This window comes from Cellulomonas sp. B6 (genome assembly GCF_001462455.1).
Lineage (GTDB): Bacteria > Actinomycetota > Actinomycetes > Actinomycetales > Cellulomonadaceae > Cellulomonas.
Map to the genome: position 1 here is coordinate 1 of NZ_LNTD01000091.1, position 23,951 is coordinate 23,951.

Annotated in this window: 19 protein-coding genes and 1 riboswitch; of the genes, 13 read left to right on the top strand and 6 right to left on the bottom strand. The window is 75.8% G+C overall.

Annotation, left to right across the window (positions count from 1 at the left end; all coding sequences use genetic code 11):
* Window positions 1-283: 283 nt before the first annotated feature.
* From ATM99_RS08595 to ATM99_RS08605, 3 genes are all read right to left on the bottom strand, one after another.
* Window positions 284-658: a DUF1844 domain-containing protein gene (locus ATM99_RS08595; protein ID WP_062102499.1), complete on the bottom strand. Its 375-nt coding sequence runs from the start codon at window positions 656-658 to the stop codon at window positions 284-286.
* A 112-nt stretch (window positions 659-770) separates the two neighbouring features.
* On the bottom strand, window positions 771-2,276 hold the full coding sequence (locus ATM99_RS08600) for a catalase (protein ID WP_062102522.1): 1,506 nt from the start codon (window positions 2,274-2,276) through the stop codon (window positions 771-773).
* Window positions 2,277-2,344: 68 nt separating this feature from the next.
* Complete coding sequence (locus tag ATM99_RS08605) at window positions 2,345-2,758, bottom strand: Fur family transcriptional regulator (RefSeq protein WP_062102500.1); 414 nt, start codon at window positions 2,756-2,758, stop codon at window positions 2,345-2,347.
* A 382-nt stretch (window positions 2,759-3,140) separates the two neighbouring features.
* Here ATM99_RS08605 and infC point away from each other — a divergent pair, with 382 nt between their 5' ends.
* From infC to ATM99_RS08650, 9 genes are all read left to right on the top strand, one after another.
* Window positions 3,141-4,184: a translation initiation factor IF-3 gene (gene infC, locus ATM99_RS08610; RefSeq protein ID WP_223304909.1), complete on the top strand. Its 1,044-nt coding sequence runs from the start codon at window positions 3,141-3,143 to the stop codon at window positions 4,182-4,184.
* Between the two features lie 89 nt (window positions 4,185-4,273).
* Window positions 4,274-4,468, top strand: a complete 195-nt coding sequence (gene rpmI / locus ATM99_RS08615; RefSeq protein WP_046528208.1) for a 50S ribosomal protein L35 — start codon at window positions 4,274-4,276, stop codon at window positions 4,466-4,468.
* Window positions 4,469-4,531: 63 nt separating this feature from the next.
* Complete coding sequence (gene rplT / locus ATM99_RS08620; protein WP_062102501.1) at window positions 4,532-4,915, top strand: 50S ribosomal protein L20; 384 nt, start codon at window positions 4,532-4,534, stop codon at window positions 4,913-4,915.
* Window positions 4,916-5,042: 127 nt separating this feature from the next.
* A complete protein-coding gene (locus ATM99_RS08625; protein WP_223304910.1) occupies window positions 5,043-5,873 on the top strand; it encodes an RNA methyltransferase in 831 nt (276 codons plus the stop codon).
* Between the two features lie 102 nt (window positions 5,874-5,975).
* On the top strand, window positions 5,976-6,614 hold the full coding sequence (thpR, locus tag ATM99_RS08630) for an RNA 2',3'-cyclic phosphodiesterase (protein WP_062102502.1): 639 nt from the start codon (window positions 5,976-5,978) through the stop codon (window positions 6,612-6,614).
* Between the two features lie 273 nt (window positions 6,615-6,887).
* Complete coding sequence (gene pheS / locus ATM99_RS08635; RefSeq protein WP_062102503.1) at window positions 6,888-7,961, top strand: phenylalanine--tRNA ligase subunit alpha; 1,074 nt, start codon at window positions 6,888-6,890, stop codon at window positions 7,959-7,961.
* Window position 7,962: 1 nt separating this feature from the next.
* The gene (gene pheT / locus ATM99_RS08640) at window positions 7,963-10,542 is read left to right on the top strand and encodes a phenylalanine--tRNA ligase subunit beta (protein WP_062102504.1); all 2,580 of its coding nucleotides are present in this window, start codon (window positions 7,963-7,965) and stop codon (window positions 10,540-10,542) included.
* A gap of 271 nt (window positions 10,543-10,813) precedes the next feature.
* Complete coding sequence (locus ATM99_RS08645; RefSeq protein ID WP_062102505.1) at window positions 10,814-15,793, top strand: ExeM/NucH family extracellular endonuclease; 4,980 nt, start codon at window positions 10,814-10,816, stop codon at window positions 15,791-15,793.
* 145 nt (window positions 15,794-15,938) lie between these two features.
* Window positions 15,939-16,499 (top strand): hypothetical protein, encoded by a 561-nt coding sequence (locus ATM99_RS08650; RefSeq protein ID WP_150118211.1) that lies wholly within the window; start codon window positions 15,939-15,941, stop codon window positions 16,497-16,499.
* Here ATM99_RS08650 and ATM99_RS08655 read toward each other — a convergent pair.
* The gene (locus tag ATM99_RS08655; RefSeq protein WP_062102525.1) at window positions 16,484-17,800 is read right to left on the bottom strand and encodes a TrpB-like pyridoxal phosphate-dependent enzyme; all 1,317 of its coding nucleotides are present in this window, start codon (window positions 17,798-17,800) and stop codon (window positions 16,484-16,486) included. The genes ATM99_RS08650 and ATM99_RS08655 overlap by 16 nt on opposite strands.
* Before the next feature lie 200 nt (window positions 17,801-18,000).
* A riboswitch (TPP riboswitch) is annotated at window positions 18,001-18,099 on the top strand.
* On the opposite strand from ATM99_RS08655, the gene thiM reads away from it, so the two are divergent.
* The 4 genes from thiM (at window position 18,091) to ATM99_RS08675 (ending at window position 22,131) form a co-directional block, all read left to right on the top strand.
* On the top strand, window positions 18,091-18,948 hold the full coding sequence (gene thiM / locus ATM99_RS08660) for a hydroxyethylthiazole kinase (RefSeq protein ID WP_082659462.1): 858 nt from the start codon (window positions 18,091-18,093) through the stop codon (window positions 18,946-18,948). (Overlaps the previous riboswitch by 9 nt.)
* Window positions 18,945-19,625, top strand: a complete 681-nt coding sequence (locus ATM99_RS18930) for a thiamine phosphate synthase (RefSeq protein WP_062102507.1) — start codon at window positions 18,945-18,947, stop codon at window positions 19,623-19,625. Before thiM ends, ATM99_RS18930 begins: the two co-directional genes overlap by 4 nt.
* On the top strand, window positions 19,622-21,178 hold the full coding sequence (thiD, locus tag ATM99_RS08670; protein ID WP_062102508.1) for a bifunctional hydroxymethylpyrimidine kinase/phosphomethylpyrimidine kinase: 1,557 nt from the start codon (window positions 19,622-19,624) through the stop codon (window positions 21,176-21,178). The genes ATM99_RS18930 and thiD overlap by 4 nt, the downstream gene beginning before the upstream one ends.
* 86 nt (window positions 21,179-21,264) lie before the next feature.
* The gene (locus ATM99_RS08675; RefSeq protein WP_062102509.1) at window positions 21,265-22,131 is read left to right on the top strand and encodes a hypothetical protein; all 867 of its coding nucleotides are present in this window, start codon (window positions 21,265-21,267) and stop codon (window positions 22,129-22,131) included.
* Between the two features lie 85 nt (window positions 22,132-22,216).
* Here ATM99_RS08675 and ATM99_RS08680 read toward each other — a convergent pair whose 3' ends face one another.
* Together ATM99_RS08680 and ATM99_RS08685 are read right to left on the bottom strand one after the other, a co-directional pair.
* Window positions 22,217-22,969 (bottom strand): DsbA family oxidoreductase, encoded by a 753-nt coding sequence (locus tag ATM99_RS08680; protein ID WP_062102510.1) that lies wholly within the window; start codon window positions 22,967-22,969, stop codon window positions 22,217-22,219.
* The gene (locus ATM99_RS08685) at window positions 22,966-23,949 is read right to left on the bottom strand and encodes a quinone oxidoreductase (protein ID WP_062102511.1); all 984 of its coding nucleotides are present in this window, start codon (window positions 23,947-23,949) and stop codon (window positions 22,966-22,968) included. The genes ATM99_RS08680 and ATM99_RS08685 overlap by 4 nt, the downstream gene beginning before the upstream one ends.
* Between the last annotated feature and the right edge of the window lie 2 nt (window positions 23,950-23,951).

Here is a 23,951-nt window from a genome sequence, read left to right on the forward strand (position 1 = left end):
TCACGGGGACCGCGGCTGCGGTCGGGCGTCGTCGACGCCCGTCGAGGGCGTGCAGGGACGGCGCGCGAGCGTGCGGGACGGTGCCCGGTCGCTCAGGAGACGGCGGTGCGGCGACGGGGGACGCCCGAGCAGGCCTGCACGGCCACCTCGCTCCCCGCGGTCACGCACCGCATGCTCGCTCCTCCGGTCGGTCGACGGCGCGCACGTGGTGCGCGCCTCGTCGAGGGTACGCCCGTGGTCGGCGCCCCGTCGCGCGGATTCCCGCGCGAGATCGGGAGAACCGTCAGGACACCGGGCCCGTGAAGGCCTCGCCGGGGCCCTCGCCCGGCGCGTCCGGGAACGGCGACGCCTCGCGGAACGCGAGCTGGAGCGAGCGCAGGCCGTCGCGGAGCGACCGCGCGTGCTGGTTGCCGATGTCGGGGGCGGACGCGGTGACGAGCGCCGCGAGCGCCGTGATGAGCTTGCGTGCCTCGTCGAGGTCGCGGTGCCGCGCACCGGCGCCGTCCGCGTCGTCCTCGGCGAGCCCGCACTTGACGGCGGCCGCGCTCATGAGGTGCACGGCGGCGGTCGTGATGACCTCCACGGCGGCGACGTCGGCGATGTCGCGCACCGCCTCGGCGGTCGGGTCCGGCGCGTCGTGGGCGGGCGAGTCGCTCATGCCCCGATCCTCTCACCGGTGCGGCGCCCGGCCCGCACCAGGCGGGCGGGGCGGTGGACGTGCGTCGGCCCCGCACCCGGCGGGGTGCGGGGCCGACGTCGGACCGAGGGTGTCAGGCGACCGGCGTGCTGGCCGTCCCGGGCTCGCCCGCCTCGACCGGTGCACCGGCCGCCACGAGCGAGGCCCGCAGCGCCGCCCCGAGCCCGGCGTCGACGTTCGTCCAGTACTGCACGGCGCGCGCACGGATCTCGTCGCTGCGCACGGCGCCGACGTGGCCCGTGATGGTCTCGAGGAACCGCTCGCGCGCGGCGTCGTCGAACACCTCGCGGTAGAGCGTGCCGGCCTGGCCCCAGTCGTCGTCCTGCGGGTGCAGGGTCGCGGCGGCCCGGACCATCTCGCCGTCCGACTCCCAGCCGCCGGTCTCGGCCGCGCGGGCCGGGTCGGCGGCGGGCCCGCCGAGCGAGTTCGGTGCGTAGACCGGGCGGTCGGCGGGCGGGAACGCGTAGCGCGCGGCGCCGTCCTTGGAGTACGAGTGCACCTCGGCGTGGGGGGCGTTCACCGGCAGCTGCGCGTGGTTGGTGCCGACCCGGTACCGGTGCGCGTCGGCGTAGGAGAAGATCCGCGCGAGCAGCATCTTGTCGGGGCTCGGGCCGATGCCGGGCACGAAGTTGCTGGGCGCGAACGTCGCCTGCTCGATCTGCGCGAAGTAGTTCTCGGGGTTGCGGTTGAGCTCCATGACGCCGACGTCGATGAGCGGGTAGTCGGCGTGCGGCCACACCTTGGTGAGGTCGAACGGGTTGAACCGGTAGGTCGTCGCGTCCTCGTACGGCATGACCTGCACGCGCAGCGTCCACCGCGGGAAGTCGCCGTCGGCGATGTGCTCGAACAGGTCGCGGACGTGGTGGTCGGCGTCGGACCCCGCGAGCTGCGCGGCCTCGTCGGCCGTGAGGTTGTCGATGCCCTGCTGGGTCTGGAAGTGGTACTTCACCCAGAACCGCTCGCCGGCCGCGTTGACCCACTGGTAGGTGTGCGAGCCGAACCCGTCCATCGTGCGCCACGACCGCGGCAGGCCCCGGTCACCCATGAGCCAGGTGACCTGGTGCGCCGACTCGGGCGACAGCGACCAGAAGTCCCACTGCATGTCGTTGTCGCGCAGGTTCGAGCCCGGCAGACGCTTCTGCGACCGGATGAAGTCGGGGAACTTGATGCCGTCGCGCAGGAAGAACACGGGCGTGTTGTTGCCGACGAGGTCGTAGTTGCCCTCGGACGTGTAGAACTTCAGCGCGAAGCCCCGCGGGTCGCGCCAGGTGTCGGGGGAGCCGTGCTCGCCGGCGACCGACGAGAAGCGCGCGAGCATCTCGGTCGTGGCCCCCGGCTGGAACAGGGCCGCGCGCGTGTACGCCGACACGTCGTGCGTCACCGTGAACGTGCCGAACGCGCCGCCGCCCTTGGCGTGGACGACGCGCTCGGGCACGCGCTCGCGGTTGAACTGCGCGAGCTTCTCGACCAGGTAGTGGTCGTGCAGGACGATCGGGCCGTCGGCGCCGACGGCGAGCGAGTGCGCGTCGGACGCGACGGGCGCACCGGAGTTCGTGGTGGTGGGCGGGACGTGGGGCACGGGGGCTCCTCCTTCGTCGGGACGGGCGCGGACGCCCGCGGGTGCCGGCAGCGGCGGCACCGGGTGGGTCAGCCGGCGGACCGGCAGGCGGGGCACAGGCCCCAGAACGTGACCTCGGCCGTGTCGACCGTGAAGCCCGACGTCGAGCTCGGGGCCAGGCACGGCGCGTGCCCGACGACGCAGTCGACGTCGTCGACGGTGCCGCACGTGCGGCACACGACGTGGTGGTGGTTGTCGCCCGTGCGACGCTCGTAGCGCGCGGGGTGCCCCGCGGGCTCGATGCGCCGCAGCATCCCGGCGTCGGCGAGCGCGTGCAGCACGTCGTACACGGCCTGCACCGACACGGTCGGCAGCGTCGTGCGGACGCGCTGCAGCACCTCGTCGGCGTCGAGGTGCGCGTGCGCCTCGAGCGCGTCGAGGACGGCGAGCCGGGGGGCGGTCACCCGCAGCCCGTGCTGCCGCAGCAGGGCGGTGTCGGTCACGGCACCACCCGATCACGTTTTCTGGAATCGTTCAACTCTGACGCGTGTCCAGGTGACGCCTCGGCCGCGGCTCGTCGCCCGAGGTGGTGCTCGTTCGCTCTCTGGTATGGTTGCCAGGACTGTTCCGCGCTACCGCGCGCCCTCGTCCCCGCACGGCACCTCGTCGACCGGCTCCGCCGGACGGCCCAGGACCTCCGTGCCGGTGTCGGGGACCCGCGGCGGCTCGGATGCACAAGTGGAGTCACGTCCCACCTGGGTCCCGACCGTCCGGCTCGTCCGGCGACAGGGACCGGGTCCCAGTCGCCGGTCGTCGGGCACACCCCGACGGCTGCACGGTGGTAGCCCGCGAGGGTGCCACCGCGACCGGACATGGCCTCCTCCTGTGCTCAGGACGGGGGCCTTCCTCGTTCCTGGGGTCCATCACGACTCACCCGAGGAGCACCACATCAGCGAGCCCCGCATCAACGATCGGATCCGCGTCTCCGAGGTCCGACTCGTCGGCCCCCAGGGGGAGCAGGTCGGCATCGTGCGCCTGGAGGACGCCCTGCGTCTTGCCCAGGACGCGGACCTCGACCTGGTCGAGGTCGCGCCGACCGCCCGTCCGCCCGTGTGCAAGATCATGGACTTCGGGAAGTTCAAGTACGAGGCCGACATGAAGGCCCGTGAGGCGCGTCGGAACCAGACGAACACGATCCTCAAGGAGATCCGTTTCCGTCTGAAGATCGACCCGCACGACTACGGGACCAAGAAGGGCCACGTCGAGCGCTTCCTGGCCGCCGGCGACAAGGTCAAGGTCATGATCATGTTCCGCGGCCGCGAGCAGTCGCGCCCGGAGATGGGCGTGCGCCTGCTGCAGCGGCTCGCCGCCGACGTCGCGGAGCTCGGCTTCATCGAGAGCATGCCCAAGCAGGACGGGCGCAACATGATCATGGTGCTCGGGCCGACCAAGAAGAAGGCGGACCAGCAGAAGGAGCGCCGGGCCGCGCAGTCGCGCGAGGAGCGGCCGCGCCGCGAGGCGCCCGTGGACGAGCTCGACGCGATCGACGAGGTCGACGAGGTCGAGGAGACCCCGGCACCGGTCGCCGAGCCCGCCGCGCCCGCGCCGGTCGAGGAGCCCGCGGCGGCCGAGCCCGCGCCGGAGCCTGCCGCTCCGGCCGAGCCCGCGCCCGCACCGCGTCCGGCCGCCGCGCCCCGGCCCGCGGCGGCGCCGCGCCCGGCCAGTGCGGCCTCGCGTCCGGCCGCTGCGCCGCGTCCGGCGGCTCGGCCTGCAACCCCGCGCCCGGCCGCGACCCCGCGCCCGGCCACGCCGCGTCCGGCGGCGACGCCGTCCCCGGCCGCTCGCCCCGCACCGCGTCCCGGTGCGACGCCCAAGCCCGCCCCGCGGCCCGGTCCGCGCGGCACGGCGAACGGCGAGGACGCCGGCTGACCATCCCGCACGGGCGCTGCCACACCGCGTCCGGACGACACCCGAGTCGCACGACCGTGCGATGCGAACGACAAGGAGACACGGCAGCCATGCCGAAGAACAAGACGCACTCCGGTGCCAAGAAGCGGTTCCGGGTCACCGGCACCGGCAAGGTCATGCGCGAGCAGGCCGGTGGTCGCCACCTGCTCGAGCACAAGTCGAGCCGCCGCACCCGCCGCATCGCCGGTGACGTCGTCGTCTCGCCCGCCGACACCCCCAAGATCAAGAAGCTGCTCGGTCGCTGACCCCCTCGGCGCGTCAGCGCCCAGGCGGAGGCACCGAGCCCCGGACAAGGCAAGGAGCATCACGTGGCACGCGTGAAGCGGGCGGTCAACGCCCAGAAGAAGCGTCGGTCGACACTCGAGCGGGCGAGCGGCTACCGCGGGCAGCGCTCGCGGCTGTACCGCAAGGCCAAGGAGCAGGTCACCCACTCCCTGGTGTACGCCTACCGCGACCGCAAGGCGCGCAAGGGCGACTTCCGCAAGCTGTGGATCCAGCGCATCAACGCGGCCTCCCGCGCGAACGGCCTGACCTACAACCGCCTCATCCAGGGCCTCAAGCTCGCGGGTGTCGAGGTCGACCGTCGCGTCCTCGCCGACATGGCCGTCAACGACGCCGCCGCGTTCACCGCGCTCGTCCAGGTCGCCAAGGCCGCTCTCCCCGAGGACGTCAACGCGCCCAGCGCCGCGTGACCCCACCTCGCAGCGCCGGCCGAGCCGCCGGCACCGCACCGCCGACGCCCCCGTCGTCCTCGTGACGGCGGGGGCGTCGTCGTTCCCGACGGCGCCCACGCGGCCCGCGCTCGGGGATGATGGAGCCGTGGCCGACGACCTGCTGAGCAACCCCCGTGCCGACCGCGTCAAGGCGGTGCGGGCGCTGGCCGACCGGTCCGCGCGTCGCCGGCACGGCCGGTTCCTCGTCGAGGGGCCGCAGGCCGTGCGCGAGGCCGTGGCTCCCGGTGGTGCGCGCGTGCACGAGCTCTACGCGACGCCCGACGCGGCGCAGCGGTACCCCGACGTGCTGGCCGCGGCGGAGGCGGGCGCCGTCCGGGTGCGCCTCGCGACGCCCGAGGTGCTCGACGCGATGAGTGCCGACGCGCAGGGCCTGGTCGCCGTCGCGGACCTCGTGCACGCCGGCCTGGACGCGGTCGTCGCGGGCGCACCTCGGCTCGTCGCGGTGCTCGCGTACGTGCGGGACCCCGGCAACGCCGGCACGGTGCTGCGCGCGGCCGACGCGGCCGGCGCCGACGCGGTGGTGCTCACCGCGAGCAGCGTCGACGTGCACAACCCCAAGGTCGTGCGGTCGACGGCGGGCTCGCTGTTCCACCTGCCGGTCGTGACCGGGCCCGAGCTGCCGGAGGTCGTCGCGGCGCTGCGGGACGCCGGGGTCGCGGTGCTCGCCGCGGCGGGCGGGGGCACGCACGACCTCGACGACCTGCTCGACGTCGCGGGCCGGGCGCCCGCGGGCGTCCCGGACCTCGCAGCGCCCACCGCGTGGGTGTTCGGCAACGAGGCGTGGGGCCTGCGCGACGAGGACCTCGCGCTCGCCGACGCGGTCGTGCGGGTGCCGCTGCGCGGGCGCGCCGAGTCGCTCAACCTCGCGACGGCGGCAGCCGTGTGCCTGTACGCGTCGGGGCGCGCGCAGCGCTGATCGACGGTCGCCGTGGGCTGTGCGCCGAGCGGGGTGTCCCGCGGCGGGAGACCTGCCGTGCGTCGCCCCACGCGTCGGCGTGCGCCCTGGCAGGCTGGGGGCATGCGACTGTTCGCGGCGGTCTGGCCGCCGGACGACGTGCTCGACCACCTCGACCTCGCGCTGGCCGCCGTCCGCGGACGCAGCGGGCCCGACGACGCGGTGCGGTGGACCGCGCGCGACGCGTGGCACCTGACGTCGGCGTTCTACGGGACGCTGCCCGACGCGGTCGTCGACGCGCTGGCGGCGGACCTCGCGGCGCACGCGGCGGGGCTCGAGCCGTTCGACCTGCGGCTCGCGGGCGCCGGCGTGTTCGCGCACCGCACGCTGTGGGTCGGCGCGAGCGGCGACGTCGCCGCGGCGACCGCGCTCGCCGCGGCGGCCCGCGCGGCGGGCGACGCCCACGGCGCGCCGCCGGACCCTCGCGTGCGGCACCGACCGCACCTCACGGTGGGGCGCGTGCGTCCCGGCGGGCGCCCGCCCCGACGCCGGGGAGCGCCTCCCGGTGCGCGAGGTCCCGGGCGCGCCGCCGCCTGGCCCGACGACCTGGGCCCCGCGGAGACGTTCGAGCGGGCGCTCGCGGTGTACCAGGGGCCGGTGTGGACGGTCGCCGAGGTCACGCTCGTCGAGTCGCGCCCCGGTGAGGGGCGCGGCGGCGGACCGCTGTACACGCCGCTCGGTCGGTTTCCGCTCGGTCGGTGAGCGGCGCTGTGGCAGCATGACGGCCATGAGCGCGGTCGAGCGCACCCGCACGGCGGGTGGTCACCGATTTCCGCGGCCCGTCCCGGGCCGCGTGCGCTGACCTGCACGCCGACGCCGGCCGCTGACGTCCCTCGGACGCCCCGGCCGCCCCGGGCCGGGCGCCACTAGACTGCCCAGCCGGCCGACGTGCGTGCGCCCAGCACCGCGTCCGGCCGCCGGTCGAGGCCCGCACCCGCGGGTGCCGACCGCCCGGAACCGTCCTGGAAGGTCCCCATGACCAGCGACACCACGCTGTCCCCGCTCGACGCCGACGGCGTCGCCGCGGCCGTCGACGCCGCGCTCGCGGCCGTCGCCGCCGCCGGCGACCTCGACGCCCTCAAGTCCGCCCGCCTCGCGCACACGGGTGACGCGAGCCCGCTCGCGCTCGCGAACCGCGCGATCGGCGCGCTGCCCGGCCCCGACAAGGCGGCCGCGGGCAAGCTCGTCGGTCAGGCGCGCGGGCGCGTCAACGCCGCGATCGCGGCGCGCACGGCCGAGCTCGAGGCCGAGCGCGACGCGCGCGTGCTCGTCGAGGAGGCCGTCGACGTCACGCTCCCCGCCGAGCGCCACCCGCTCGGCGCGCGCCACCCGCTGTCGACGCTGCAGGAGCGCATCGCCGACGTGTTCGTCGCGATGGGCTGGGAGATCGCCGAGGGCCCCGAGCTCGAGGCCGAGTGGTTCAACTTCGACGCGCTGAACTTCGGCGTCGACCACCCGGCGCGTCAGATGCAGGACACGTTCTTCGTCGCGCCGCCCGCCGGTGCCGACGTGCCGGAGGACGGCTCGGGCCTCGTGCTGCGCACGCACACCTCGCCCGTGCAGGCGCGCACGCTGCTCGAGCGCGGTGTGCCCGTGTACATCGCGTGCCCCGGCAAGGTGTTCCGCACCGACGCGCTCGACGCGACGCACACGCCCGTGTTCCACCAGGTCGAGGGCCTCGCGGTCGACAAGGGCCTGACGATGGCGCACCTCAAGGGCACGCTCGACCACTTCGCGCGGGCGATGTTCGGGCCGCAGGCGCGCACGCGGCTGCGCCCGTCGTTCTTCCCGTTCACCGAGCCGTCCGCCGAGATGGACCTGTGGTTCCCGCAGAAGAAGGGCGGCCCCGGGTGGATCGAGTGGGGCGGCTGCGGCATGGTCAACCCGGCCGTGCTGCGCGCGTGCGGCGTCGACCCCGACGTGTACTCGGGGTACGCGTTCGGCATGGGCATCGAGCGCACGCTCATGCTCCGGCACGGCATCGCCGACATGCGCGACATGGTCGAGGGCGACGTGCGCTTCTCCCAGCAGTTCCGGACGGTGATCTGACATGCCTCGTATCCCGCTGACCTGGCTCGGCGACCACGTCGACCTGCCCGCCGACCTCACGGCCGAGACGCTCGCCGCGGACCTCGTGCGCGTGGGTCTCGAGGAGGAGGCGATCCACTCCTCGGGCGTGACCGGCCCGCTCGTCGTCGGCCAGGTGCTCGAGCTGACGCCCGAGCCGCAGAAGAACGGCAAGACGATCAACTGGTGCCGCGTCGACGTCGGGGCGCACAACGACCTCGACGAGGCCGGTGAGCCGACGGTCGCGCGCGGCATCGTGTGCGGCGCGCACAACTTCGGCGTGGGCGACCGTGTCGTCGTCGCGCTGCCGGGCGCGGTGCTGCCCGGGCCGTTCCCGATCGCGGCGCGCAAGACGTACGGGCACGTGTCCGACGGCATGATCTGCTCGGCCCGCGAGCTCGGCCTGGGAGAGGACCACGCGGGCATCATCGTGCTGTCGCGCCTCGGCCACGGCGACGACGTGACGGCACCCGGCACCGACGCGCTGCGCCTGCTGGGCCTGGCCGACGAGGTGCTCGAGATCAACGTGACCCCGGACCGGGGTTACTGCTTCTCGATGCGCGGCGTCGCGCGCGAGTACGCGCACTCGACGGGTGCGCGCTTCACGGACCACGGCCTGCCGTCCGACGACGTGCTGCGCGAGCGACCCCCGGGGTTCGGCGTCGAGATCGACGACGACGCGGGCGTCCACGACGTGCCGGGCTGCGACCGGTTCGTCGCGCAGGTCGTGCGCGGCGTCGCGGCGTCCGCGCCGTCGCCGGCGTGGCTGCAGCGGCGCCTCACGCAGGCCGGCATGCGGCCCATCGGCCTGGCGGTCGACGTGACGAACTACGTGATGCTCGACCTGGGCCAGCCCATGCACGCCTACGACCTCGCGACGCTGACGGCGCCCGTGGTCGTGCGGCGCGCGCGGGCGGGGGAGCGCACGACGACGCTCGACGGCGTCGAGCGCACGCTCGACGCGCAGGACCTGCTGGTCACCGACTCGACCGGGGGGCGTGCGGCGCGCGTCCTCGGGATCGCGGGCGTCATGGGCGGTGCGGACTCCGAGGTGTCGGACGGCACGACGGACCTGCTGCTCGAGGCCGCGCACTTCGACGCGGTCAGCGTCGCGCGGTCCTCGCGGCGGCACCGCCTGAGCTCGGAGGCGTCCAAGCGGTTCGAGCGCGGCGTCGACCCGCGGCTCGCCCGGGTCGCGGTCGCGCGCGCCGCGGCGCTGCTCGTCGAGCACGGCGGCGGCACGGTCGACGACGCGCTCACCGACGTCGACCGCACGGGCGCGCCCGCGCCGGTCGCGTTCGACCCCGCGCAGGCGGGGCGGCTCGTCGGCGTGCCGTACACCGACGAGGAGGTGCGCTCGACCCTTGAGGAGATCGGCTGCACGGTCGACGCGTCGGCCGTGCCGTGGCGGGTCGTGGTGCCGACGTGGCGTCCCGACCTGCTCGCGGGCGTCGACCTGGTCGAGGAGGTCGCGCGCCTGCGCGGCTACGACGCGATCCCCTCGATCGTCCCCGCGGCCCCCACGGGCAGCGGGCTGACGCGCTCGCAGCGCCAGCGGCGCGCGGTCGCCGACGGCCTCGCGGCGGCGGGGCTCGTCGAGGTGCTGAGCTACCCGTTCGTCTCGGCCGCGCAGCTCGACGCGCTCGGGCTGGCCGCGGACGACGAGCGGCGCCACGCGGTGCGCCTGGTCAACCCGCTCGCCGACGGTCAGCCGCTGATGCGCACCGACCTGCTCGTCACGCTGCTGGAGACCGCGCGTCGCAACGTCGCGCGCGGCACGACGGACCTCGGCGTGTTCGAGCTCGGGCTGGTGACGCTCCCGGGTGCGGACGGCGGGGTCGCGCCGCGGCTGCCCGGGGGCGTGCGCCCCGCGGACGACGTGCTCGCGACCGTCGAGGCGGCCGTGCCGCACCAGCCGCTGCACGTCGCGGGCGTGCTCACGGGGCTCGTCGAGCCGGCCGGGCACTGGGGTCCCGGCCGCCGCGCCGACCACGCCGACGCGATCGCGCTCGTGCAGCGCGTCGCGCAGCGTGTGGGCGTCGAGCTCGCGGTCGCGGCCGACGGCGAGCGTGCACCGTTCCACCCGGGCCGGTGCGCGCGCCTCACGGCGCCGACGGGCGCGGTCGTGGGGCACGCGGGCGAGCTGCACCCGCAGGTCGTCGCTGCGCTCGACCTGCCGGCGCGCGCGGTCGCGTTCGAGGTCGACCTCACGGCGCTGCTCGCGGCGTCGTCGGACGCGCCCGTCGAGGCCACACCCGTCTCGACGTTCCCGGTCGCGAAGGAGGACGTCGCGCTCGTCGTGGCGTCCGACGTCCCGGCGGCGGACGTGCTGGCCGCGGTCCGCGCGGGTGTCGAGCAGAGCCCCGCGGGCGACGTGCTGGAGGACGTGCGGCTGTTCGACGTCTACACGGGCGACCAGATCGGCGAGGGTCGCACGTCGCTCGCGTTCGCGCTGCGCCTGCGTGCTCCGGACCGCACGCTGACGGCGGCCGAGACCGCGGCGGTGCGTGACGCGGTCGTGGCCGAGGCGCACGCGCGCGTCGGCGCGGAGCTGCGCGCGTAGCGGACGGTTCCGTCTCACGGCAGGCCGGTCCCGGGGTCCCCGGGACCGGCCTGCGTCGTCCCGCCGGGGGGCGCTCACGGCTCCGCACGCGGGGAAACCCGGACGAACCGGGGCGTCGTCGGACGAGTTCACCAGATAGTTACTGTCGGGTAGTTGCGGCGAAAGGGACGGACCGCGCAGGGTGAGGACGGCCGTCCAGGTGCGGCCGCCTGCCCGCGCGACGAGGCGTGGTCACCACGACCCCTCGCCGCGCCCGACGGAGGAGATCTGCGTGCACGTCAGACGAACGGCCACCGGAGCGCTCACCGCGCTCGCCCTGGTGCTCAGCGGCGGCGTGGCAGCCGCCGGAGCCGCGAGCGCGGCGGTGTCGACCGACGCGACCCTGCTGGTCAACGAGGTGTACGGGGGCGGCGGCAACTCCGGTGCCCCGTTCGACCGGGACTTCGTCGAGCTGGTCAACACGGGAGACGACCCTGTGGACCTCGCGGGGTACTCGCTGCAGTACGCGTCCGTGACGGGCGCGTCGTGGCAGGTCACGCCGCTGTCCGGCAGCGTGCCCGCCGGTGCGACGTTCGTCGTCGGGCAGGCGTTCGGCGCGAACACCGCGGCGCCCGACGTGCCGGTCGACCTCGAGGGCACGAACGTCGCGATGAGCGGCACGAACGGCAAGGTCGCGCTCGTGCAGGGCACCGCGGCGCTGACGTGCTCGACCGGGTGCGCGCAGGTCGACACGGTCGTCGACCTGCTCGGCTGGGGGCCGACCGCGTCGTCGTTCGCCGGCACCGCCCCGGCGCCCGCGACGACGAACGCGACGTCGGTGCAGCGCGACGACGCGCACACGCACACGGCCGACAACGCGGCTGACTTCCGCGCCGCGACGCCGACGCCCACGCCGGCGGGCTCGGGACCGGGCGAGCCCGGCGAACCCGGTGAGCCGACGACCGTGACGATCGCCGAGGTGCAGGGCACCGGCGACGCGTCGCCGCTCGTGGGCCGCACGGTCACGACGTCCGGCGTCGTCACCGCGGTCTACGCGACCGGCGGCTACGACGGCTACGTGCTGCAGACCCCGGGCTCGGGTGGCGGCGACACCACCGGACGTACGGGGTCCGAGGCGGTGTTCGTGTACTCGCCGTCGACCGTCGGGCAGGTGTCCACCGGGCAGCACGTGCGCGTGACCGGGCAGGTCGCCGAGTACTTCGGCCTCACGCAGATCGCGGTCGAGGGTGCCGCGGCGCTCGAGCAGCTCCCGGCCGCCGACGCGCCGACGCCCGTGCAGGGCACGTGGCCCGCGGACGCGGCGGCGCGCGAGGCGCTCGAGTCGATGCTGTACCTGCCGACCGGCGACCTCACGGTCTCGAACACGTACACGACCAACCAGTACGGCGAGGTCGCGCTCGCGGTCGGCACGACGCCGCTGCTGCAGCCGACCGACGTCGCACGCCCGGGCACGCCCGAGGCCGCGGCGGTCGTCGCCGACAACGCCGCACGCGGCGTCGTGCTCGACGACGGCGCGTCGACCAACTTCCTCGCGCCCGGCAACGGCGCGCTGACGCCGCCCTACGTGTCGCTCGACAACCCCGTGCGGATCGGCGCGGCCGTGCAGTTCACCGACCCGGTCGTCGTCGACTACCGCAACAACGCGTGGAAGCTCAGCCCGACCGCGCCTGTCGCGGCCGGCGGGCCCGCGCCCGCGACGTTCGAGGACACCCGCACCGCGGCACCCGCGGCCGTGGGCGGCGACCTGAGCGTGGCCTCGTTCAACGTCCTCAACTACTTCACGACGCTCGGCGACGAGAACCCCGCATGCGTGCCGTACCGCGACCCCACGGGTGAGCCGGTCACGGTCCGCGAGGGCTGCGACCAGCGCGGCGCGTGGGACAAGGCGGACCTCGAGCGGCAGCAGGACAAGATCGTCGCGGCCATCACGGCGCTCGACGCCGACGTGGTCGGCCTGCTCGAGATCGAGAACTCGGCACGCGTCACGGGCACGCCCGACGCGGCGCTCGCGACGCTCGTCGACGCGCTCAACGAGGCCGCCGGTGCCGGGACGTGGGCGTACGTCCCGTCGTCCGCCGAGCTCCCGCCGGCGGCCGAGCAGGACGTCATCACCAACGCGATCATCTACCGCCCGGCCGCGGCGACGCCCACGGGCGACGCCCGTGCGCTGGGCGACCAGGGCGGCGACGACCAGGCGTTCGGCAACGCGCGCGAGCCGATCGGCCAGGTCTTCACGCCGGCCGCGGGCGGCGAGCCCCTGCTCGTCGTGGTGAACCACTTCAAGTCCAAGAGCTCGGCCGGCCCCTGGCCGGGCGACCGCGACACGGGCGACGGGCAGGGCGCGTCGAACGAGTCGCGCGTGCGCCAGGCGACCGCGCTGCGCGACTGGGTGCCCACCGTGCAGGGCGACGCCACGGCGGTCGCGCTGGTCGGTGACTTCAACTCGTACACGCACGAGGACCCGCTGCAGGTGCTGTACGACGCGGGCTACGTCAACGCCGCGGCGCAGCTCGCACCGGGTGAGCACTCGTACGCGTTCCAGGGCCTGTCGGGCTCGCTCGACCACGTGCTGCTCAACGAGGCGGCCGCGACCCGGGCGACCGGCGCGGACGTGTGGGGCATCAACGCCGAGGAGTCGATCGCGCTCGAGTACAGCCGGTTCAACTACCACGGCACGTCGTTCTACGCGCCGGACCCGTACCGGTCGTCGGACCACAACCCGGTCAAGGTGGGCTTCGCCGCGGGCGAGGACAACACCGGCCCGGTCGACCTCACGTTCCTCAACATCAACGACTTCCACGGTCGCATCGACGCCAACACCGTGAAGTTCGCGGGGACCGTCGAGCAGCAGCGCGCGGCGGCGGACGGCCCGGTGGCCTTCCTGTCGGCGGGCGACAACATCGGTGCGTCGCTGTTCGCGTCGGCCGTGCAGGACGACCAGCCGACGATCGACGTGCTGAACGCGCTGGACCTGCGCGCGTCGGCGGTCGGCAACCACGAGTTCGACAAGGGGTACGACGACCTCGTCGACCGCGTGATCGCGGGTGGTGACAACGCCGCGTTCCCGTACCTGGGCGCGAACGTCTACGAGAAGGGCACCACGACGCCCGCGCTCGACGAGTACGCGCTGCTCGACATGGGTGGTGTGAGCGTCGCCGTGATCGGCGTGGTCACGCAGGAGACCCCGACGCTCGTGACGCCGGGCGGCATCGCCGGTCTCGACTTCGGCGACCCGGTCGAGGCGGTCAACCGCGTCGCGGCGCAGCTCACGGACGGCGACCCCGCCAACGGCGAGGCCGACGTCATCGTGGCGCAGTACCACGAGGGCGCGGGCGCCGGGACGCCCGACGGCGCGACCCTCGAGGAGGAGGTCGCCGCGGGCGGCGCGTTCGCGGCGATCGTGAGCGAGACGGTCCCCGCGGTCGACGTGATCTTCACGGGCCACACGCACAAGCAGTACGCGTGGCTCGCGTCGAACGGCGACGTCGAGCGTCCGGTCGTGCAGACCGGCTCCTACGGCGAGCTCCTCGGCAAGGTCGTGCTCACGTACGACCGCGACGCCGACGAGGTGACGGCCGTGACCGCGCAGAACGTCGCGCGCACCACGACGGCCGACACCGACCTCGTCGCGGCCTACCCGCGCGTCGCCGAGGTCAAGACGATCGTCGACGCGGCGCTCGCGTACGCGAACGAGGTCGGTGCGCAGCCGGTCGGCTCGGTCACGGCGGACGTCACGACCGCGTTCAGCGGCGGCGCGTACGTCGGCGGCGTGTACCAGGGCTCGGCCCCGGGCACGACGACGGGCCGTGACGACCGCAGCCGCGAGTCGGCGCTCGGCAACCTCGTGGCGGACGCGCTGCTCGACACGCTGGCCTCGCCGGAGCGCGGCGGTGCCGACATCGGCGTCGTCAACCCCGGCGGTCTGCGTTCCGAGCTGCTGTACGCGCCCGACGGCACGATCACGTACGCCGGGGCCAACGCGGTCCTGCCGTTCGTCAACAACCTCTGGACCACGACCCTCACGGGCGACCAGGTGGTGACGATGCTCGAGCAGCAGTGGCAGACCAACGCGGACGGCACGATCCCGAGCCGCCCGTACCTGCAGCTGGGGCTGTCGGACAACGTCGCCTACACGTACGACGCGACGCGGCCGCTGGGCGACCGCATCACGTCGGTCACGGTCGACGGCGCGCCGATCGACCCGGCGGGGGAGTACCGCATCGGCACGTTCTCGTTCCTCGCGCAGGGCGGCGACAACTTCCGGGTGTTCTCGCAGGGCACGGCCACGGCGGACTCGGGCCTCATCGACCGCGACGCGTGGATCGCGTACCTGCAGGCGCACCCGGGGCTGACGCCGGACTTCGCCGAGCGCGCGGTGTCGGTGCCCGCGCTCGACGCGCCGGTGGCACCGGGCGACGAGCTGACGTTCACGGTCGGCGGGATCAACCTCACGAGCCTCGGGGCCCCGGAGAACACCGCGGTCGAGGTGCTGTGGGGCGAGCAGTCGCTCGGGTCTTTCCCGCTCGTGCGGGGCGACGGGCCCGACGCGTCCGCGCAGGTCACGGTCACGGTGCCCGCGGGCGTCGAGCCCGGTGAGCACGCGCTGACGGTCGTGGCCGCACCCAGCGGGACCACCGCGACCGTGCCCGTGACGGTCGAGGCGGGTCTGCCCGCGTCGACCACGACGCTCACGGCCTCGCCCGACTCGCACGTGCACGGCACGTGGGGGCAGCGCGCGCGCCTGGTCGCGACGGTCACGGCCGACGCCCCGGTGACGGGGGCGGTCGAGTTCGTCGTCGGCGACGACGTGCTCGGCACGGCCGCCCTGCGCGACGGCCGCGCGACGTTCACGCTGCCGGCGGCCACGGCGGCGGGGACCTACGAGGTCGTGGCCCGGTGGGCCGGGACCGACGCGGTCGCGGGCTCGCAGTCGGAGCCGGTGACCGTCACGGTCGAGCAGGCGACCAGCACGACGACGCTCAACGTCGTGCAGTCCCCGCTGCCCCGGTGGGTGCCGTCGGCGTGGGTCGCGACCGTCGCCCTCGACACGTGGCGCGTGCCGTCCGGCACGGTCGAGCTGCGCGAGGGCGACCGGGTCGTGGCGCGCGCGAACGTCGTGCTCGGCGTCGCGATCGGCACGGTGCCGCGCGACATCGGCAGCGGCACGCACCGCCTCACCGCGGTGTTCGTGCCGTCCGACCCGACGAACGTCGCGGGCAGCACGAGCCGCACGGTGTCGGTCCGCGGCTGACGCGTCGGCACCGACGCACGGTGGGGAGGGGCTCGCCCGGTGAGGGCGGGCCCCTCCGTCGTGCGCCGGGCGCGTCCGCGTCCGTCCGGGTGAACCACGCCGCGCACGGGCTCGGGACGGTGCACCGCGGTGCCAGCATGTGCGCGTGCCCGACGACATCGCCTTCGTGCGGGAGCTGACCATCACGCCCGAGCTCGTGCGTCGCGTCGCGCGCGACGCGACGGTCGAGCTGCTCACCGGGCCGCGCATGCTGGCCGTCTGGGCGCTCGTCGCGGCGCCCGTGGCCGTCCTCGTCGGCGTCACGACACCCGGACGGCAGGGCGCCTGGGCGGGGTTCGTCGCGGCGGTCCTGCTGCCGGTGCTCGTGGTCTGGCGCACGCGCCGCTCGGCGCGCCGTGCCTTGGGCGCGACGCTCGTGCCCGGGGCGACGGTGCGGGTGCAGATCCGTGACGACGCGCTGGTCACCGAGACGGCCGCGGGGTCCACGTGCGCACCGTGGAGCACCTACGCGGCCGTGCGGGTGCACCGCTCGGCCCTGCTCCTGCGGTTCGCCCGCGTGCCGTCCGTCGTGGTGCTTCCGCGGGCGCTGCTCACGGACGACGACCTCGCGCTGCTGCGGGCACGCGTCGGTGCGCCGTCGTCCGCCGCGGGCGGGGCGGACGACGGCGCGGCCGGTGCGGTGCCGGGACCTCAGCCCGCGACGTAGTCCTGGTACGCCGGCAGGTCCAGCACGCCGTTGCCCGACAGGCCGATGACGATCGTCTCGTCGGTCGTCGCGGCGCGCGCGTGCGCGAGGGCGCCGGCGACCGCGTGCGTCGACTCCGGCGCGGGGATGAGCCCCTCGGCGCGCGCGAACTCGACGCCCGCCGCGAACGCGGCGTCCTGCTCGACGGCGATCGCCTCCATGAGGCCCAGCTCGTACGCGTGCGACACCATCGGCGCCATGCCGTGGTAGCGCAGGCCGCCGGCGTGGATCGCGGGCGGCACGAAGTCCTTGCCGAGCGTGTGCATCTTCAGCAGCGGCGTGAGGCCCGCGACGTCGCCGAAGTCGTACCGGTACTCGCCCTGCGTCATCGACGGGCAGGCCGCCGGCTCGCACGCGACCACGCGCGTCGTCGTGCCGTCGCGCAGGTTGCGGCCCAGGAACGGGAACGACAGGCCGCCGAGGTTCGACCCGCCGCCCGCGCACCCGAACACGACGTCGGCGGTCTCGCCGATCTCGTCGAGCTGGGCCAGCGCCTCGACGCCGATGACGCTCTGGTGCAGCAGCACGTGGTTGAGCACCGACCCGAGCGCGTAGTGCGCCGCGGGGTCCTTGGCGGCCGACTCGATGGCCTCGCTGATCGCCATGCCGAGCGAGCCCGTGGTCGTCGGGTCGGCGGCGAGCATCGCGCGCCCCGCCTCCGTGAGGTCCGAGGGCGACGCGTGGCACGTCGCGCCGTAGGTCTCCATCTGCATGCGGCGGTACGGCTTGGCGTCGTACGACGCGCGGACCTGCCACACCTCGCAGTCCAGCCCGAGCAGCGCGCACGCCATGGACAGCGACGCGCCCCACTGGCCCGCGCCCGTCTCGGTGGTGAGCCGCGTGATGCCCTCGACCGCGTTGTAGTACGCCTGCGCGACCGCCGTGTTCGGCTTGTGCGACCCGGCCGGGGAGACCCCCTCGTACTTGTAGTAGATCTTCGCCGGCGTCCCGAGCGCGCGCTCGAGGCGCAGCGCCCGCACGAGCGGCGACGGCCGCCACAGCGCGTACATCTCGCGCACGGTCTGCGGGATCTCCACCCAGCGCTCGGTCGAGACCTCCTGCGCGATGAGCGCCATCGGGAACAGCGGCGCCAGGTCGTCGGGCGTCAAGGGCTCGCGCGTGCCCGGGTGCAGCGCCGGTGGGCACGGCTCGGGCAGGTCCGCCGCGAGGTTGTACCAGTGCGTCGGCACGCTCGACGGCACCACGGTGCCGACGGGGTCCGTGAGCACGGCGGGTCGGGTCGCGTCGGGGGAGGTCGTCATGTCGCCTCGCAGGGTCGGGCGCGCACGCGCGCGGTGGCGGACGCGGGTCACGTCCGCCGCCCCCGGGCGTCGGCGACCCGCACCGCGAGGGTAGCGGCGCGTGCCCGCGCCCGGCGGGCACGTCCACGACCAGGGGCGACGTGCGCCCCGGCTCGCGGCGCGGACGCCCCTGGGAGGGCGTGCGCGGGGTTGCTACGGTGGTCCGCGACACGGGGTGCCCGGTACCGAGCCGGGCTGAGATCACACCCGTCGAACCTGATCTCGTTAGCACGAGCGAAGGGATGTCGACCATGACGTCTGCCGTCCTCCCGTCCGCCCCGCACCGCACGGGTGCCCCGCCGGACGACCTGGCCGCCGCGGCGGCCGCCGCGCTCGCGGCCGTCCGTGAGCGCACGCCGCTGGTGCAGTGCCTCACCAACGAGGTGACGACGAACCTCGTCGCCAACGCCTTGCTCGCGCTCGGCGCGTCGCCCGCGATGGCCGCGGTGCCGGGTGAGGCGCAGGAGCTCGCGGGCGTCGCGGGCGCCGTCCTGGTCAACCTGGGCACGCCCGGCCCCGACCAGCGCGCGTGCGTCGCGCCGACCGTCGCCGCGGCGGCCGGCGCGGGCGTCCCGTGGGTCCTCGACCCCGTGGCGGTCGGCGTGCTGTCGGTGCGCACGCGCCTGGCCGCCGCGCTGCTGGCGGAGCGGCCCGCGGTCGTGCGCGGCAACGCGAGCGAGGTCCGCGCGCTCGCGGGCCACGCGTCGGGCGGGCGCGGCGTCGACGCGCTCGACGGCGTCGACGCGGCGGCCGACGCGGCCGTCGCCGTCGCCGCGCTGACCGGCGGCGTCGTCGCCGTGTCCGGCGCGGTCGACCTCGTCACCGACGGCGCGGCCACCGTGCGCCTGGCCGTCGGCGACCCGCTGCTCACGGCGATCACGGGTGCCGGCTGCGCGCTCGGCGGCCTCGTCGCGGCGTTCGCCGCGGTCGCCGACCCGTTCACCGCGGCCGTCGGCGCGTCGACCGCGCTGGGCGTGGCCGCCGAGCGTGCCGCGCGCGACGCGCACGGGCCCGCGTCCTTCCAGGTCGCGCTCGTCGACGAGCTGTACCGCCTGACGCCCGACGCGCTGGGTGCGCGCGTGCTCGACGCCGCGGCGGTGACGGCGTGAGCGCGGCACCCGCCCTGCCCGGGGGTGTCTACCTCGTGCTCGACGCGGACGTGTGCGCCCGCGCCGGGCACCACCCCGCGCAGGTCGCCGGTGCGGCCGTCCGCGCGGGCGTCGGGACCGTCCAGGTGCGCGCCAAGTGCGCGAGCGTGCGCGAGCTCGTCGACCTCACGGTCGCCGTCGCCGACGCGCTGCGTCTCGCGGGGCCCGCGGCGCTCGTGGTCGACGACCGGGTCGACGTCGCGCTCGCGGCGCGTGCCCGGGGAGCCTCGGTCGACGGCGTGCACGTCGGGCAGCGCGACCTCGAGGTCGACGACGCCCGTGCGCTGCTCGGCGCCGACGCGCTGATCGGGGTCTCGGCCGCGCTGCCCGAGCACGTGCGCGCCGCTCCGGGCGCCGACCACGTGGGCAGCGGCCCGGTGCGCCTCACGCCCACCAAGCCCGAGGCAGGTCCCGCGCTCGGGTTCGACGGCCTGCGGCGCGCGGTCGACGCCGCCGCCGGCCGGCCGGTCGTCGCGATCGGCGGGCTGACCGCGTCCGACGCGCCCGCGCTGCGGGCCGCGGGCGCGCACGCGATGGCCGTCGTGAGCGCGGTGTGCGCGGCCGCCGACCCGGGAGCGGCGGCCGCCGCGCTGGTCGCGGCCTGGGACGGCGCGCTCGTCGCGGGCGGTGCCCGATGACCGGGCCGACGGGTGCCGACACCGACGTGACGACGGGACCCGCGCCCGCGAGCCGCGTGCGGGTGCTGTCCGTCGCGGGCACCGACCCGACCGGCGGTGCCGGTGTGCAGGCCGACCTCAAGTCGTTCGCGGCGCACGGCGCGTACGGCATGGCGGTGGTCACCGCGCTCGTCGCGCAGAACACGCACGGCGTGCGTGACGTGCACGTGCCCGACGTCGCGTTCCTGCGCGCGCAGCTCGACGCGGTGGGCGACGACGTGCGCGTCGACGCCGTGAAGATCGGCATGCTCGCGACCCGCACGGTCGCGCTCGAGGTGGGCGACTGGCTCGCGCGCACGCGGCCGCCGGTCGTCGTGCTCGACCCGGTGATGGTCGCGACCAGCGGCGACCGCCTGCTCGACGCGGACGCCGAGGACGCCGTGCGCGACCTCGTGCGCGCCGCGCACCTGGTGACGCCCAACCTGCCCGAGCTCGGCGTCCTCCTGCGCGAGCCGACCGCCCACACGTGGTCCGCCGCGCTCGACCAGGCGCGCCGCCTGGCCCGCACGCGGGACGTCGTCGTGCTGCTCAAGGGCGGCCACCTGGGCGGCGCCGCGAGCCCCGACGCGGTCGTCGACGCGACGTCCGTCGTCGAGCTCGACGCGCCGCGCGTCGCGACCACCGCGACGCACGGCACGGGCTGCTCGTTGTCGGCGGCCGTCGCGGCCCTGCGACCCCGACGCCCCGACTGGGTGAGCACGGTCAGGGAGGCCAAGCAGTGGCTCACGGGCGCGATCGCCGCGGGCGAGGCGCTGCGCGTCGGGTCCGGACGTGGGCCGGTCGACCACCTGCACCACGCGCCGACCCTGGGCGCGCGGCCGTTCGGCGACGAGGCGTGGGACGTCGTCGCCGGGCTGCGCGCGGCGTGCGACGACCTGCCGTTCGTGCGCGCGCTCGCGGACGGCACGCTGCCGCGCGCGGCGTTCGAGGCGTACGTGCACCAGGACGCGCTCTACCTCGCGGCGTACTCCCGCGTGCTGGCCCGCGCGAGCGAGCTCGCACCGGCGGGGGAGGCGCAGGCGTTCTGGGCCCGCGGCGCGAGCACGTGCCTGGACGTCGAGGCCGCGCTGCACCACGAGCGGCTCGCCGGCGGGCGGTACGCCGGCGTCCCCGCGTCCGCCGTCACGACCGCGTACACCGACCACCTGCTCGCGGTCGGCGCGACCGGCACGTACGCCGAGGTCACGGCCGCCGTGCTGCCCTGCTACCGGCTGTACGCCGACATCGGCGCGCGCATCCTCGCGCGGGCCGGCGACCTGGCCGACCACCCGTACGGCGACTGGGTCGCGACGTACGGCGACCCGGCGTTCGCGGCGTCGGCGGCGCAGGCGGGCGCGCTCGCGGACGCCGCGGCGCGCGAGGTCGGTGCGGCGACGCGCGCGCGCATGCTCGCGGCGTACGTCCGCTCGTGCGAGCACGAGGTCGCGTTCTTCGACCAGGTCGACGTTCTCGCCCCCGGTCGCGCGACGTCCGTCCAGGCGCCCACCGCCCGCGAGGTGCAGCCCGTCGGCTGAGCCTCGGGGAACGGTCCCGGTCCGCCGACGGACCCGCTGCGGCGCGGTCCGTCGGCGACCTGCGCACCGCGTGGCAGGGTGACGGGGTGACGACCCGGCCGACGCCCGACGCCCTGCTGCCGCTGCTCGACCGCGCGACGCGCGCGTACTGGCGCGCGACCGGTCGCCCCGTCGACCTCACGGGTGAGCACGCGTGGCTCGACGCACCGGTCCACACCGCGGCCGAGGTCGGGGACGCCTGGGTCGCGGCCTCCGCCGCGGCGATCGGCGGTCGCGCGGTCGAGGACGGCGACCGGGGCCTCCTGCCGGACCTGGCCGTGCTGGACGGTCCGACGTTCGCCGCCGACCGCGTGCACCCGCTGGTGCGGGACTTCTACGAACGGACCGCGCACTGGCGCATGGACGTGTGGACCGCCTGGGCCGCGCCCTTCGGGCCCGGGGGTGCCCTCGTGACCGGCCTGTTCGGCCGCCGCGTGCAGCAGCTCGCGCTGCCGGTCCACCCGCTCGACGTCGCGCGCGGCATGGACTCCCGCGTCGTCGCGGTGCTCGACGCCGAGGGCTCGCAGCGCTCCGCGGCCTGGCTGCGGACGCTGCGAGCCACGGGCGGGCACGTGTACTCGGGCTGCTACACCACGACCAGGCTGCCGGGCGCGACGCAGCCGTCGGTGCACGTGTCGTTCCCGCTCGAGCAGGGCAACGTGCAGGTGTTCCTGCGGCCGTGGGTCGCGCCGGGCGGGGCGTTGCGGCTCTCGTCGCCGCGCGGCCGGTTCGGGGACCCGGGGGCGTACGTGCTGGCACGGCACGGGACGGCGCACCACGCGGCGCGCGTGCCGTTGCACGAGGAGTTCCGGGTGTTCGTCGACGACGAGGGGGTGCTGCGCACCGACCACCTGCTGCGCCTCGGCCCGGCGACGGTGCTGCGTCTGCACTACCGGATGACGCGGACCGGCTGAGCGTGCCCGCTCGGCACGGACCCGTCGCACCGGGTGCCCCGTGCGCACGCCCGCGGCCGGACGCGGGCGGCGGGCGTGCGCGTGCTCAGCAGGAGCCGTCGGTGCAGGCCTCGGCGCTCGGGGCGGCGGTCAGCGGGTTCGCCTCGCGCCACCCGGCGTCGAGCAGCTGCGTGAACACCTCCGCGGGCTGCGCGCCCGAGACCGCGTACTTCCGGTCGACGACGAAGAACGGCACGCCCGTGACGCGCAGCGCGCGCGCCTCGTCGAGGTCGGCGCGGACCTCGTCGGCGGCGTCGTCGCCCGCGAGGGCGGTCGCGACCCGCTCGTCCGCCCAGCCGTGGTCGCCGAACCCGGCCTGCGCGGCGATGCGCACGAGCGCGCCGTCGGCGCCCAGGTCGACGCCCTGCTCGAAGTGCGCCGAGAACAGCGCCTCCATGGTCGCCTCGACGAGCGCGGCGCCGCCGGCGCGGCGCGCGAGGTGCAGCAGGCGGTGCGCGTCGAACGTGTTGAACGCGAGCGTGCGGTCGAAGTCGTAGCGCAGGCCCTCGCCCGCGGCGACGTCGGTGACGTGGCCGAACATCTGCTGGACCTGGTCGCGGGGCAGGCCCTTCATCTCGACGAGCGCGTCGACCTCGGGGCGGCCGGGGCCGGTGGGCGTGTCGGGGGAGAGCTGGTAGGAGCGCCACACGACCTCGACGTGCTCGGCGTGCGGGAAGTCGCGCAGCGCCGTGGCGAACCGGCGCTTGCCGATGAAGCACCAGGGGCACGCGACGTCGGACCAGACCTCGACGGTGACGGTCCGCGGCGGGGCGGCGAAGACGGGGGTGTCGAGGCTCATGGCAGCAGGAGGACCTTTCCGGTGGTGGTGCGCCCCTCGAGGGCGCGGTGGGCGTCGGCCGCGTCGGCCAGGGGGTAGGTGGCGCCGACGCGGACGTCGAGCGCACCGGCGGCGACGGCGTCGAACAGCTCGGTCGCGCGCCACAGCAGCTCGTCGCGCGTGGCGGTGTGGTCGCCGAGCGTGGGGCGCGTGACGAACAGCGAGCCGCCCGCGTTGAGCCGCTGCAGGTCGACCGGCGGCACCTGCCCGGACGACCCGCCGTACAGCACGAGCGTGCCGCGCCGGGCCAGCGAGGCGAGCGACGCGTCGAACGTGTCCTTGCCGACGCCGTCGTAGACGACGTGCACGCCGCGACCGCCGGTGAGGTCGCGGACCAGCACGGGGAGCTCGGCGGTGAGGTCGGACAGCTCGCGGTAGCGGATGACGTCGCTCGCGCCGGCCGCGCGTGCGAGCGCCTCCTTGTCCGCCGAGCCGACGGTGGCGATCACGCGCGCACCGCGCGCGGCCGCGAGCTGCGTGAGCAGCAGACCGACGCCGCCCGCACCGGCGTGCAGCAGGACGTCGTGCCCCTCGCGCAGCGGGAAGGTCGAGGTGGCGAGGTAGTGCGCGGTCATGCCCTGCAGCGGGAGCGCGGCGGCGGTCGCGTCGTCGACGCCGGGCGGGACGGGCAGCGCGTGGGCCTCGGGCACGGCGACGAGCTCGGCGTACGAGCCGGGCGCGGACGCCCACGCGACGCGGTCGCCGGGGGCGAGCGTCGTGACGTCCGCACCGACCTGCACGACCTCGCCGGCTCCCTCCGACCCCACGACGTGCGGGAACGGCATACGGTAGGTGCCGCTGCGCCGGTAGGTGTCGATGAAGTTGACGCCCGCGGCCGCGACGCGCACGAGCACCTGGTCGGGTGCCGGGGTCGGGTCGGGGACGTCGGTGACCTCGAGTACCTCGGGGCCGCCGGCCCGGGTCGCCACGACAGCTCGCATGC

Bases quoted from the DNA above. Each gene is read 5' to 3' on its own strand.
- thiD (WP_062102508.1), top strand. From the start codon at position 19,622: ATGACCGGGCCGACGGGTGCCGACACCGACGTGACGACGGGACCCGCG.
- ATM99_RS08680 (WP_062102510.1), bottom strand. From the start codon at position 22,969: ATGAGCCTCGACACCCCCGTCTTCGCCGCCCCGCCGCGGACCGTCACC.
- rpmI (WP_046528208.1), top strand. From the start codon at position 4,274: ATGCCGAAGAACAAGACGCACTCCGGTGCCAAGAAGCGGTTCCGGGTC.
- ATM99_RS08685 (WP_062102511.1), bottom strand. From the start codon at position 23,949: ATGCGAGCTGTCGTGGCGACCCGGGCCGGCGGCCCCGAGGTACTCGAG.
- pheT (WP_062102504.1), top strand. From the start codon at position 7,963: ATGCCTCGTATCCCGCTGACCTGGCTCGGCGACCACGTCGACCTGCCC.
- pheS (WP_062102503.1), top strand. From the start codon at position 6,888: ATGACCAGCGACACCACGCTGTCCCCGCTCGACGCCGACGGCGTCGCC.
- thiM (WP_082659462.1), top strand. From the start codon at position 18,091: ATGACGTCTGCCGTCCTCCCGTCCGCCCCGCACCGCACGGGTGCCCCG.
- thpR (WP_062102502.1), top strand. From the start codon at position 5,976: ATGCGACTGTTCGCGGCGGTCTGGCCGCCGGACGACGTGCTCGACCAC.
- ATM99_RS08655 (WP_062102525.1), bottom strand. From the start codon at position 17,800: ATGACGACCTCCCCCGACGCGACCCGACCCGCCGTGCTCACGGACCCC.
- ATM99_RS08595 (WP_062102499.1), bottom strand. From the start codon at position 658: ATGAGCGACTCGCCCGCCCACGACGCGCCGGACCCGACCGCCGAGGCG.